At 43.0% G+C, this 12500-nt stretch carries 9 protein-coding genes and 1 tRNA gene; 4 read left to right on the top strand and 6 right to left on the bottom strand.

What is annotated here, in order from left to right; all coding sequences use genetic code 11:
• Nucleotides 1–44: 44 nt before the first annotated feature.
• From coaBC to ZYMOP_RS00590, 4 genes are all read right to left on the bottom strand, one after another.
• On the bottom strand, nucleotides 45–1268 hold the full coding sequence (gene coaBC, locus ZYMOP_RS00575) for a bifunctional phosphopantothenoylcysteine decarboxylase/phosphopantothenate--cysteine ligase CoaBC (RefSeq protein ID WP_013933415.1): 1224 nt from the start codon (nucleotides 1266–1268) through the stop codon (nucleotides 45–47).
• 34 nt (nucleotides 1269–1302) lie between these two features.
• Nucleotides 1303–2838 (bottom strand): 2-polyprenylphenol 6-hydroxylase, encoded by a 1536-nt coding sequence (gene ubiB, locus ZYMOP_RS00580; RefSeq protein ID WP_013933416.1) that lies wholly within the window; start codon nucleotides 2836–2838, stop codon nucleotides 1303–1305.
• A gap of 4 nt (nucleotides 2839–2842) precedes the next feature.
• Nucleotides 2843–3571: a bifunctional demethylmenaquinone methyltransferase/2-methoxy-6-polyprenyl-1,4-benzoquinol methylase UbiE gene (gene ubiE / locus ZYMOP_RS00585; protein WP_013933417.1), complete on the bottom strand. Its 729-nt coding sequence runs from the start codon at nucleotides 3569–3571 to the stop codon at nucleotides 2843–2845.
• Nucleotides 3572–3668: 97 nt separating this feature from the next.
• Nucleotides 3669–3742 (bottom strand) — tRNA-Gly (locus tag ZYMOP_RS00590).
• Nucleotides 3743–3915: 173 nt separating this feature from the next.
• On the opposite strand from ZYMOP_RS00590, the gene mutM reads away from it, so the two are divergent.
• Entirely contained in the window at nucleotides 3916–4728 is an 813-nt protein-coding gene (mutM, locus tag ZYMOP_RS00595; RefSeq protein ID WP_013933418.1) for a bifunctional DNA-formamidopyrimidine glycosylase/DNA-(apurinic or apyrimidinic site) lyase, read from the top strand.
• A gap of 12 nt (nucleotides 4729–4740) precedes the next feature.
• Here mutM and ZYMOP_RS00600 read toward each other — a convergent pair whose 3' ends face one another.
• Nucleotides 4741–6687, bottom strand: coding sequence for a lytic transglycosylase domain-containing protein (locus ZYMOP_RS00600; RefSeq protein WP_013933419.1), 1947 nt, complete (start codon nucleotides 6685–6687; stop codon nucleotides 4741–4743).
• The gene (locus ZYMOP_RS00605) at nucleotides 6659–7504 is read right to left on the bottom strand and encodes a uracil-DNA glycosylase family protein (protein ID WP_013933420.1); all 846 of its coding nucleotides are present in this window, start codon (nucleotides 7502–7504) and stop codon (nucleotides 6659–6661) included. Before ZYMOP_RS00605 ends, ZYMOP_RS00600 begins: the two co-directional genes overlap by 29 nt.
• A 407-nt stretch (nucleotides 7505–7911) precedes the next feature.
• Here ZYMOP_RS00605 and ZYMOP_RS00610 point away from each other — a divergent pair, with 407 nt between their 5' ends.
• The 3 genes from ZYMOP_RS00610 to ZYMOP_RS00620 all read left to right on the top strand — a co-directional run bounded on the left by ZYMOP_RS00610 (nucleotide 7912) and on the right by ZYMOP_RS00620 (nucleotide 12338).
• Nucleotides 7912–9561, top strand: a complete 1650-nt coding sequence (locus ZYMOP_RS00610) for an electron transfer flavoprotein-ubiquinone oxidoreductase (RefSeq protein WP_013933421.1) — start codon at nucleotides 7912–7914, stop codon at nucleotides 9559–9561.
• A 113-nt stretch (nucleotides 9562–9674) separates the two neighbouring features.
• Nucleotides 9675–11324, top strand: a complete 1650-nt coding sequence (locus ZYMOP_RS00615) for a tetratricopeptide repeat protein (protein ID WP_013933422.1) — start codon at nucleotides 9675–9677, stop codon at nucleotides 11322–11324.
• A gap of 165 nt (nucleotides 11325–11489) precedes the next feature.
• The gene (locus ZYMOP_RS00620) at nucleotides 11490–12338 is read left to right on the top strand and encodes a 4-(cytidine 5'-diphospho)-2-C-methyl-D-erythritol kinase (RefSeq protein ID WP_013933423.1); all 849 of its coding nucleotides are present in this window, start codon (nucleotides 11490–11492) and stop codon (nucleotides 12336–12338) included.
• The last annotated feature ends 162 nt before the right edge of the window (nucleotides 12339–12500 follow it).

Genomic DNA, 12500 nt, shown 5'->3' on the forward strand with positions numbered 1-12500 from the left:
AAAACGATAATTCAAACCTTCATCAGATATTGAGGTCTTTAAAATCAAACCTTAAAATAATGCGTGATATAATTTGCTAATTTGCAGGCAACCGCTTTTTTAGACATTCTATCCCAGCTTTCGATACCTTTTTGTGTAATAAGGTGAACCCGATTGTCATCACCCCCCATAGCGGCAGGGGCCTCTTTCGTCGCCACGATTGAATTAGCGATAATCCAGTCGCACCCTTTCTTTTTAAATTTAGTAACAGCATTTTCTAACAAATTATCAGATTCTGCTGCAAAACCAATAACAAGTCTAGGACGATTGGTTTTACGCTGCGATAGTTCGGCTAAAATATCAGGATTCTCAATCAAGGTTAGAGAAGGCTTGCCCCCCTCTTTTTTATATTTTGAAGTAGAAGGCTCAACCCGCCAATCCGCAACAGCCGCGGTTAAAATTGCCCCATCTGCGGGTAAGGCGTTTTCTACAGCGGCTTTCATTTCTAGCGCTGTTTTAACATCAATTCTTTCGACCCCCACAGGGGTAACGGCATCAACGGGGCCTGCAATCAAGGTAACTTGGGCACCATAACTATGCAGAGCTTCGGCAATAGCAAAACCCTGTTTACCTGAGGATCTATTCCCTAAATACCGGACAGGGTCTATAGGCTCATGCGTCGGCCCCGCTGTAACAATAAAATGACGTCCTTTTAAAGGAGAGCCGCCGCCCTCTCTTTCTGAAAGTAGCGATTGCACCGTTGCAACAATTCTTTGCGGCTCCGCCAAGCGGCCGACACCGCTTTCCCCACAAGCCATCATACCTTCATCAGGATTTATGCATTGAATACCATCAGCACGCAGCTGGGCTAGGTTTCTTTGGGTGGCCGCATGGTGCCACATACGATGATTCATCGCGGGAGCGATCAAGACAGGGCTATCGGCAGCCAAGAGAACCGTTGATGCTAAATCATCAGCCAAACCAGTGGCCATTTTTGCTATAAAATTGGCAGAAGCGGGGGCGACTAAGATTAGATCGGCTTGTCGTGCTAGTCGGATATGACGAATAGAAGCCTCTTCTTCTTCATTCCAGATATCCTGTGCGACAGAATGACCAGATAGGCTAGCAAGTGCCATCGGCGTTATAAAATGAGCTCCGCCTTGGGTAACCAAGCATTGCACTTCGGCCTTTTCTTTTCTCAGTAATCGTAAAATATCCGGTGCTTTTACGGCAGCAATACTACCTGAGATAACCAACAGAATTTGCTTTCCGTTTAAAGAAGAGGCCATCAATTTTCCTTTAAGGGCAAAATCATAGTTGTGTTTAGCGATTCCAGAGATGGTTAATAAGCGCACCGATTACCAGAGAAACTGAAATTACAGCAATATAATGCCAAAATTTCATACCAGACTTAGCGGGTGCTTTTTCAAAGGGTAAAAAAGGTGCGGCTACTGTCAAAGGTGGATAATATTGCTCTATGCGCTGAATAAGATCAGGCAACTGCATAAAAATTTTCAAATTTTTATGAAAATGTTCTGCAATATAAGCTTCAGGGCCTAACTCTGATCGTAACCACTCTTTGACAAAAGGCCCTGCTGTATCCCATAAATTAATATCGGGATATAAAGAGGTTGCGACCCCCTCTACTACTACCATTGTCTTTTGCAGCAGCAATAAATGAGGCTGTGTCTGCATATCAAATTCACGCGTTATCGCGAATAATCCATCAAGCATGTGACTTATGGAAATATCCCGAACAGGCAAGCCTCTTATCGGTTCACCTATTGCTCTTAGGGCCGTGGTGAATTCTGCAATGCTATGATGGGGTGGAACATAACCCGCTTCGAAATGAATCTCGGCAATGCGCGCATAATTACCCGTAATAAGGCCGTATAAAATTTCAGCAAGCCAGCGGCGCGCTTTGCGATCAATGCGCCCCATTATACCGAAATCGATAACAGCTAGGGTACCATCTTGTAAGGCGAATAAATTACCTTGATGAAGATCAGCGTGAAAGAAACCGTCTACAATAGCTTGTCTTAAAAAGCTTCTCACTAATCGGATAGCCAGTGTCTGAAGATTATGGCCAGATTCTATCAATCTTTGTCGGTCGGATAGCTTTATGCCATCGACCCATTGCATCGTCATCATCCGTCGGGATGTCCGTCCCCAGTCGATTTTAGGCACCAAAAAGTCAGGCTCGGCTTCCATATTTTCGGCTAATTCAGAAGCAGAAGCCGCTTCACGTCTAAGATCAAGCTCACGCGCTGTCCATTGGCGAAAAGTATTGACGACAAGGCGAGGGCGTAGGCGGGTTAATTCTTTATTGAGAGATTCTATGCGGGTTGCAGCCCATTCATAAGTTTCGGTAGCCTCTTTAAAGGCTTGTTCTATGCCGGGTCGTAAAACTTTAACGGCAACCTGCTGCCCCTCTAGCGTTTCGGCCTGATACACCTGTGCAATAGAGGCTGATCCTATCGGCACTTCATTAAAAAAACGAAAAGACTGCTCAATAGGACAACCAAGGGCTTTTTCTATAACTTTACGAATTTCTTTAAAAGCAACAGGCGGCACTGAATCTTGTAGAGAAAATAATTCATTGGCGGCTTTATCGCCAATAATATCCGGTCTGGTCGATAAAGTTTGTCCAAATTTAATTGCAGCCGGTCCCAAAGCAACGAAGGCCGCCGCATAGGTTGGTTCTTTGGGTGTATGAACCCCTAAACGGGCAATACGCATAATAAGACGAAGAGAAGTCGGCGTAGTTGGGTCAGTCTCGACTATTTTTAAGACCCCATGCCTTGCTAATATACGTCCCCAGCTGAGCAATCGGTAAAGATGAACAAAGGTTGCCGCCATTTATTCAGACTTTCCACCCGCTATGCACCGCCACTAATCCGCCCAAAATGGGCCTTACGCGTATCTGGACAAAACCTGCCGCTTTAATCATATCTGCAAATTTTTCCATATTAGGAAAGCGCTGAATAGATTCGACTAAATAGCGATAACTATCTTCATCTTTTGCTAATAACTGACCAATTTTAGGGACAATATGGGTTGAATAAAGAGAATAAAGATCTGAAAATCCGGGCCATTCAGTCTGTGAAAACTCCAGACAGAAAAAGCGTCCTCCGGGTTTTAAAACCCGTAAAGCTTCACTGAGCGCTTTTTCAATATGGGTAACATTACGAATACCAAATGCGATTGTATAAGCATCAAAGCTATTGTCTTTAAAGGACAAATGTTCAGCATTTTGTTCTTGCCAAACAAGGCCTGTAAGACCGCGACGATTAGCCCGTTTTTGGCCAACTTCAAGCATGGCTGGATTAATATCCGCTACTGTCACCTCTGCGCCTGAGCGTGCCAAGCGAAAAGCAATATCACCTGTGCCGCCTGCCATATCAAGAATATGTTCTCCTTGGCGCGGTTGAACCAGACGAACAAAATCGTCTTTCCACAGCCGGTGGAGTCCGCCTGACATCGCATCATTCATTAAATCATAACGGGAAGCCACTCGTCGGAAAACATTTCCTACCAAATGAGTTTTTTCCTGTGGCGAGACGTCGGTAAAACCGAAAGAGACTTTTTCCATATGTTTAAGCGTTTAATGCCTATTGAAACGACATTGAAGCTTAAACCGCTTTAATGTGCTTGTTTTTTCAAGATGTTTAAAAAAAAGCTATACAAAATGGAGCGGATGAAGGGAATCGAACCCTCGTCTTAAGCTTGGGAAGCTCCTGCTCTACCATTGAGCTACACCCGCAAATTACTCTTGCGATCAAAATACGTATTGATCCGCTGTAAAATCAGAGGCTCTTTGCCACAGGCAACCCCTATGGTCAATATTATGTTTTGGCTAGTCTTAAAGGATTGAACCTCTTCCTCTCACTGACCATCTTGGCAAGAAGCAAAATATAATTCAGGATATATCGGCCTATGCCAGAATTGCCAGAGGTAGAAACAACCGTTCGAGGATTAGAAAAAGTTCTGCTCGGGAAAAAGTTGGAGAGCGTAAAAGCTTTCAGAAACAATTTACGTCGTCCGATACCAGAAGATATTATAGAAAGATTAGAAGGCTGTATTGTGTCCTCTTTGGGACGACGTGCCAAATACGGTCTTATCTTTACTAATCGTCAGGATGTCCTCGTTTTTCATCTCGGCATGTCAGGGCGTTGGCGTATTGACCCATCTATAATAGAAAAGCATGATCACTTTTTGATAAAAACCGCTGATGGCTGTTGTGTAACGCTCTATGATCCTAGACGATTTGGTTCGCTAGATTTAGTAAAAAGAGAGGTTTTAGCGATATGGCCTTACTTTTTGAAATTAGGGCCCGAACCACTCAGCGATGACTTTACGGTAGATTTTTTGGCTGAGAAGCTTACGCGCTATTCAAGTTCTATCAAAAAAATACTATTAAACCAGAATATTGTTGCTGGACTTGGCAATATTTATGTCTGTGAAACCCTTTACAAATCGGGTATTCACCCCAGCCGCTCTGGCAAAAGTTTAAATTTTCAAGAAATAGAGAGCCTTGTTAAAAATATTAAACTTATTTTAGAAGAGGCTATCTCCAAGGGAGGATCAACCTTGCGTGATTATGCGCAGCCTGATGGAGAATTAGGCTATTTTTCTAATTTTTTTCAGGTTTACGGCAAAGAAGGCGATAAGTGCCAGTGTGGAACGCCCATTATGCGGAGTATTGAAGGGGGACGCTCCACTTACTTTTGTCCCAGCTGTCAAAAATAAATTGTAGACTATCTACATATTTTGTTTGTCCGTATTATTAGCGGCGACATTCCTTAACTGATTTTTTTCTTTGCCCAGCCGAATAGCACTTTCTCCTGCCATTCCGGGAAAACGAGGCCACATGCCTTGCGCCATCGCTTTTAAACTTTGCGAAGGGGTCGCATTTTTTTGCTGATATATCCAATAGTTACGCAATACCGTGGCGACATAAGCGCGGGTTTCAGCATAAGGAATGGATTCAATAAAAAGCAACGGATCGCCATGATCACGATTATTCCAGCGAGGTAAAGCGGCGGGGCCAGCATTATAGGCGGCAATAACTTTTGGAAGAAGGCCGCCTGTATAGTTGGTATCGCGCAACCATTCGATATAGGCCTGCCCATATTCAAAACTGACTGTAGGCTTATCCAAATCTTCTATTTCAACATTAGTTGCATGTTGCCTTGCTACTAACCGCGCGGTGGAAGGGGTAATCTGCATGACGCCACGCGCGCCTTTTGCGCTTAAAGCCCTAGTCCGAAATTGAGATTCCTGAAGTGCATGGGCATAAATAAGGTAGGGATCAACATGCCATCCACTGGCCGGTGTCCAATTTGGGGCAGGATAACGCGTTTCAATATCCGGTTTAAAACCAGCGGGCCCATGATGGGCCAACCAAAGTTGTGCTTCAGGTAAATGGAGATAAGCCGCAAGATGAATAAGACTGTTATGGTCACTAGCATTACTTAATCTTGCCTGATATTTCAGGGTTTCAGTAGCTAACTGATGCTCTCCTATTTCATTAAGGGCTATGGCCGTGCGAATGTTAGGTTGAGTTGTTAGATGTCCTAGCTCGTCAGACGATAAGGCAACAGGATTAGCCAAAGCAGGAATTGTTTTCCCCAAAGCTTTTTCAGCCAATATACCATAAAAGGTTTCAGGCAGTTGGCTGGCAGCCCGTAATAAATTCTGAATATATTCAGGGTGTCCACATGCCATAGCGGCTCTTGCTTGCCAAAAGAGGCCAGCCGCCTTCATCTCTCGATTATCGCTATAAGCGGCAACCCGCGAAAAGGCCTGCATGGCCGATGGAAAGTCTTCTTTTTGCCAATCGGCTAAGGCCTCTACCCAGCTCGCTTCGGTCGTCCAAGAGCCCTGACCATTTTCAGCTTGAACGGCTAACCGACGCGCGGCATCGTCATTACCATTGAGATAGTAGCTCCATGCAATTCTTTGAGCCCATTCGGTTTGAAGATCGCTCGGTAATTTTTGCTGGAAATTCTGGAAAAGAACTTCTGCTTCGCTTGCATTATCGGCCTTAAGAAGGGGGAGCGCTTCTGTCTCAAATATAGCCGCAGAACGGTTGCTCGTATTGTGATGATTGATCGGGCGTTGAGGAGCACCAGATAAAAAAGTTAACATATTGGCTGAGGGAAGCGATGGAAGATTACGCGCACCATGGTTGAACGCTAGACGTTCCAAAGCCTCATTTTGCGGTAAATCAGGTTCTTTTTTAATTAAGGATATTAGCTGTTCCGTAGGAACTTTGGGCGAACCTTTGGTTAAATAAAGTTCAGCAGTCGCAAAATTTGTTAAAAGTCCATCAGGATTAGCTTCTAGCCATTGTTGGGCTTCTTGCCACTGGCCACGGCGAATGGCTTTAAAACAGGCACGGTAGCCTTGCATTTCAGCCGGAGACAAGGTCTGTTTTTTGTCTGTCGGCTGTATATTAAAAGAAGATAGGACCGGTTGTATAGGGGGCGCTACCTGTTGCGGGGTTACAAGAGAAATATCGCTATCTGACATGAATCCCGGATCAATGGTAGATAACGTATTCGCAAATGTGGATGCGGTAGGAAAAGTTTGGGATGACAACGTCACCAGACTTAAGACGGTTAATTTAACAAGTTTAAAGGATCTCTTTAGGCCATAAGCACAAGAATTATTGGCACTACGCTTCTTCGATCCGGCTTGTTTCATTGTCTAAGTCCCTTTTTAATATTCGCAAATCTTTCCATATTGTTGCTTTTAAAGCAGGGGTTGCTAGCAGCATTTTGGGATGAAGTAAGGCGAACACCCGAATATTATCACCATTCACTGTTATGTGATGAACTTTTCTACGGGCTTCGGTTACATTCATCTTTAAAAACGCACGTGTGGGCGTTTCCCCCAGTAACAATAAGTATTTAGGACGGATAAGTGCCAGATGATGGCGCGCTATGGATATGTAATCGCTAAAAGTAAGCGCATCAGATTCTTTCGGTCTTTGATCAAATATAGTCAATTCTGAACAAAAAGGTGTCAGGGTTGCCCAATAGCTCTGTTCCTTTTTTACAGAAATAGAGCGCAAAATGTTCGATAATAATTGCCCTGTCTGCCCAGAAAAGAGTGTCCCTTCTTCGACATCTTTTATTTCAGGGGCATCACTCATAATCATAAAATGGGCTTTTGGGTTAACTACAGGTAAAACAGGTGTGTTATGACCTATATTCGTCCCTATATTTTTAAACCATAATAAGAAATCTGTAATATTATCGGGAATATTCTTAAATTTTATGAGTGCAGAGGGTTCAGGAGTAGACGTTGAATGAACCGTATTTTTTTGTTCGTTAAACGGCACTGAAGGGACTTCTGGATTCAATCCAGCTGTGTTAGATTCTGCTTGAGGATGAGAAGAGGGGGCGTTAAAATATGAAATATTATATTGATTTTCTGAAAACCAATTTCTGTTTTCTTCTTGAACTAATATATCTACGCCGGCCATACGCCACCATTCAAGAATATGGTCTAAGGTCATATTAGTTGCTTTGATTCCCACGGACTTAAATTTATCGAAGTTAGCTATTTTTTGGATTTATGGTTTCATTCAATATTTTGAAAATTTTCGTAAGGCTTAGTATATTCCTTCATTCTATCTTTTTTAAGGCTATAAAGCTTCCATTCAAAGATATTATTTTACAAGCTAATGCCGCAGCGATTAAAAATTAAGCATGTAATTGAAAAATCGAATAATATTCATTTTTTGAACCTCTTTTCATTTTAAGATCAGAGGCACAGCGTTAAATCTTCAAAATATTGAATTATTTTAAAATCATAGGGCTTAATAGTCTTCTAATATAACCTATATCAGGATAACCTACTATAGTAATATTCTACGCTACAAGTGAGAATATTTCTATAAAGCCATAAGGATTATGGAGGACAATGTCAGAACGCGAATCCATGGAATATGACGTTGTAATTGTCGGTGCGGGCCCCGCTGGTCTTTCCGCTGCAATCCGTCTAAAACAACTGGCTGAGAAAGCCGGACAAGAAATATCAGTTTGTATTTTAGAAAAAGGCTCAGAAGTAGGCGCGCATATTCTATCCGGTGCGATAATCGATCCTATTGCACTTGATGAACTTATCCCTGATTGGCGTGAACGGGGTGCACCGTTAACCGTGCAGGTTACAGAATCCCCTCACTGGATTTTAACGCCTAAAAAACATATACCGTTACCCTCCGCCTTTTTACCTCCCTTTATGCATAATAAAGGATTCTATACGGGTTCTTTGGGATCTCTATGCCGTTGGCTTGCAGAAGAAGCTGAAAATTTAGGCGTTGAAATTTTCCCCGGTTTTGCGGCTGCGGATGTCATCTATGATGAAAAAGGTAAAGTGAAAGGTATTCTTACCGGCGATAAAGGCGTTGGACGTGATGGTAAACCACGTGATGATTTTGAGCCGGGGATAGAATTGCATGGGCGTTATACCTTTTTTGCAGAAGGCGCGCGTGGACATCTGACCAGAAGAGTTATCCAACAATTCCAGCTTGATGCTGAATGCCAACCCCAGGTTTACGGGTTGGGGTTAAAGGAACTTTGGGAAGTTTCTCCTGATAAACATATAGCCGGACGGGTCGTTCATACACAGGGATGGCCTTTATTAACCGAAGTGGGTGGAGGCTTTATTTATCATCAGGAAAAAAATCAGGTTGCTATCGGCTTCGTTGTTGGCCTCGGCTACAGCAATCCTTACTTATCCCCCTTTAAAGAATTTCAGCGCTGGAAAGAGCATCCTTCCATTCGACCCTTGTTAGAAGGGGGGCGGCGTATATCTTATGGCGCGCGGGTTATTAATGAAGGTGGCTATCAAGCTATTCCTAAACTTATTTTCCCCGGTGGGGCTTTAATTGGATGCTCCGCGGGTTTTGTGAATGTGCCTAGAATTAAGGGCACGCATGGCGCTATGAAATCAGCAATGTTGGCCGCAGAAGCTGCCTTTGACGCTCTGACAAAAGAGACGTCGCCGTCTCTTCTTACGGCCTATCCAGAAAGTTTCGAAAAAAGCTGGTTAGCGGTAGAACTGAAAAAAGTGCGTAATGCTGAACCAGCTATTGCCCATTTTGGTCCTCTTATTGGTTCGGGTATTGCCGGTACGGATATGTGGATGCGTAATTTTGGTATTGATCTGCCCTTCACCTTGGGACATCGGCCTGACAACACTACCTTGGTCAAAAAAGAAAAAGGTAAAAAACAGCATTATCCAAAGCCAGATGGTAAAGTCAGCTTTGATCGTCCTTCATCCGTTTATCTTGCAAATACCCAGCATGATGAAAATGAGCCCTGTCACCTAACGTTAAAAGATCCAACGGTGCCGATTGATGTCAATCTGGCGTTATATGATTCACCGGAAAGATGTTACTGTCCCGCTGGTGTTTATGAAATTTTGGGCGTTGAAGAGAACAAACCCCGTCTTCAAATAAATGCTCAGAATTGTATCCATTGCAAAAGTTGTGACATTAAAGATCCGACAGGCAATATTGTATGGGTTGCCCCGCAAGGTGGAGATGGTCCCAATTATCCTAATATGTAAATAAATATCTGAAAGAGATATAAGCCAGACTAGACATGCTCTAGAATCAGGCTTCTAAAGATAGTTTAGCAAAACTTATTGCAAGAGCAGGGTCTGGCTTGTTTTTATCAAATATGATTTCTTTCCTTCGATTTGTGCCGCTAACAGCTTTGTTAGCGGTGCCTTTTGCAGCGGCAGATGCCCGTAAAGAGGCCGTTTCGCCCTTCAAACTTTATGTAGAAGGGCAGGTCGCTTCTTTTTCAGATAATCCTGATCTGGCAGCACGCAATTTTTTTTCTGTCTTACAAGAACGCCCCGGTGATAATTTGCTGGCGTTAAGAACTTATCGTCAAGCACAAATTGCTAATAATATGTCTATTACCTTGGGCGTTTTGTCACGAATGGAGAAGGATGGCTATCGGACAGGCGATGGACCTTTTTTGATTTTAGCCGATGCTGTCAAAAGACATAAATGGAAAGAAGCTAACCTGTTAATCGACAGGATGAGTCAATTTCAATATCCATTCTTTTTTACAGCCCCTTTATTGCGCGCGTGGGTTATACTGGGATCGAAAAAAGGGGATCCATTTAGCGCTCTTGATAAGGCGCAAGGTCCGGTTTCAAACTATGTTCAAGAAGAACGGGGTTTGCTGCTTTTAGCTACAGGAAAATATGAAGAAGCCCTTTCGATTTTAGCGCCGGTTATGACTGGAAAAAGTGGTCGTTCTAACCGATTACGGATTATAGTTGCGGGAATTATAGCGCACAGGGATATAGCCAAATCTCGTGCTTTATTGGAAGGCTCCAGCGCATCCTTAGCCAAGGCTAGAATGTTGTTGGATAAGAATAAAAAAATATTTAAATCAAAATTGACCGCAGAAGATGGATTATCAGAATTAATTTTGCGGTTGGCCTCTGTTATGGGGGGGCAAAGCCTTACCGCGCCTATTGGCTTAGGTCTAGCGCGGGCATCGTCTTGGTTAACCCCCGACAACCCCGAAAGTTGGCTGATAACCGCCGAAATTTTATCGTCTGGTCATCAATTCTCAGCGGCTAGATCGGCGCTTGATCATATTTCGTCAGACGATCCTTTTTATAATCTAGCTATGTCTATGCGGATATTACTTTATGTTCGTGAAAATAAAAAAGAAGACGCACTTAATCTAGCGCGGACGATTACGCAACTTCCGAATGCAACAGCAGATGACTGGCGTAATCTTGCCGAATTAGAAGGCGACAATGGCCATTATGAAGCGGCCTTAGTCGCCTTAGACCGGATCATGGGCCCTGATCAGCCGATGGCCAAAGATTGGCAAATATGGCTATTAAAAGGAACCTTACTTGATTCTGCAGGCCATTGGCCAGAAGCAAAGGCAGCCTATCAACAAGCCGTTGCTTTGGCTCCAGATCAACCTTTAGCGCTTAACACTTTAGGCTACTCGCAATTAGAAAAACGTGAGAATATTCCAGAAGCCGCCCGCCTAATTGAACAAGCTTTAAAAGTAACACCCAATGATCCAGCCATCATAGATTCTATGGGATGGAGCCAATATCTTTTAGGACATACTGATCAGGCTATTTTGTTGTTAGAACAGGCAGCTAAAGCAGATCCAAAAGAACCGACTATTTATGAGCATCTAGGTGATGCGTATTGGACCGTTGGGCGTCATTTTGAAGCCCGCTATGCATGGCAGGCCTCATTGGGAACAGCAGATGATAAGGCAACAACGCGTCTAAAACAAAAAATAGCAGTAGGTTTAACACCGACTTTGGCTGCTCCATAGTGCGCTATAAATTAACATGTATTGTATCGAGACAGCATTCTATCGGTTCTTGACAGAAAAAAGGCTACAATCCATTTCCTGCTTAATGCTAAATCGCAGGAAAATGGCCCCTTCGTTTTATACGTTGGTAGCCCATTATAAAAACATATAGGAAAGTGATAATCGGTGCCTCTGCTGACAGAAATAGCCTATGCCAAAATCAATCTGGCCCTCCACGTCAGAGAAAAAATGCCGAATGGTTATCATGCCCTAGAGACAATTTTTGCTTTTGCGGCGGATGGGGATCATCTTACAGCAGAACCGATTGACCAGTCGCAGGATAAATTAAGCATCATAGGCCCCTTTGCTGAAGGGTTAGAAGCCGATAAAAATAATCTGGTTTTGCGTGCTGTAGTCGCTTTAAGAACGGCTTATCCTGATAAGATACCCTCTGCCTTTAATATAATTCTGGATAAAAGATTGCCAATCGCTGCGGGTATCGGCGGCGGTTCAGCAGATGCGGCAGCCATTTTGCGGATGCTTGGAAAACATTATAATATTGGACATAACGACCTTTTAGCACTGGCTGCTAAATTAGGTGCCGATGTTCCGGCTTGTGTTGATTCTCACCTTATTCGTGGAGAAGGCGTTGGAGAGAAATTGACGCCTATTGCGGATTCATCCTTGAAAAATACGCCTCTGTTATTGGTTAATCCACGGGTTTCTTGTTCGACGCCCTTAATTTTTGAAAAATGGGATGGTGTTGATCGTGGCCCTTTGGCTGAAGGGAATGTATTAGAGGCAGCGCGATCCGGTCGGAATGATCTAGAACCGCCCGCCGAAAAATTGATACCAATTATCGGAGAAGTAATCCGTAAGTTAAAAGCTCAAAAAGGGGTTCGTTTTGCCCGTATGTCGGGATCAGGCGCTACCTGCTTTGCTTTGTTTAATACCCAAAAAGACTGTCGTAAAGCTGCTTTGGATCTATCTAGCGAACATCCTGAATGGTGGTTTATGACGTCAACATTATGTTGAACAAAAATATGTAAAATTATCTACATATGTTTTTATTAAAAGATAAAAATAATTATAAATATAACAAACAAAAAATATAATTATTTTGAAAAACGTCAAATTTTATTAAATTATTTACTCATAATATATGTAAATATTATTTGATCGTTAAAATATATTTTA

Origin of the sequence: Zymomonas mobilis subsp. pomaceae ATCC 29192 (assembly GCF_000218875.1) — a bacterium.
GTDB lineage: Bacteria > Pseudomonadota > Alphaproteobacteria > Sphingomonadales > Sphingomonadaceae > Zymomonas > Zymomonas pomaceae.

What these genes read in the sequence shown, in the direction of transcription:
- coaBC (WP_013933415.1), bottom strand. Translation starts at nt 1,268, where the DNA reads ATGGCCTCTTCTTTAAACGGAAAGCAAATTCTGTTGGTTATCTCAGGT.
- ubiB (WP_013933416.1), bottom strand. Translation starts at nt 2,838, where the DNA reads ATGGCGGCAACCTTTGTTCATCTTTACCGATTGCTCAGCTGGGGACGT.
- ubiE (WP_013933417.1), bottom strand. Translation starts at nt 3,571, where the DNA reads ATGGAAAAAGTCTCTTTCGGTTTTACCGACGTCTCGCCACAGGAAAAA.
- mutM (WP_013933418.1), top strand. Translation starts at nt 3,916, where the DNA reads ATGCCAGAATTGCCAGAGGTAGAAACAACCGTTCGAGGATTAGAAAAA.
- ZYMOP_RS00600 (WP_013933419.1), bottom strand. Translation starts at nt 6,687, where the DNA reads ATGAAACAAGCCGGATCGAAGAAGCGTAGTGCCAATAATTCTTGTGCT.
- ZYMOP_RS00605 (WP_013933420.1), bottom strand. Translation starts at nt 7,504, where the DNA reads ATGACCTTAGACCATATTCTTGAATGGTGGCGTATGGCCGGCGTAGAT.
- ZYMOP_RS00610 (WP_013933421.1), top strand. Translation starts at nt 7,912, where the DNA reads ATGTCAGAACGCGAATCCATGGAATATGACGTTGTAATTGTCGGTGCG.
- ZYMOP_RS00615 (WP_013933422.1), top strand. Translation starts at nt 9,675, where the DNA reads ATGATTTCTTTCCTTCGATTTGTGCCGCTAACAGCTTTGTTAGCGGTG.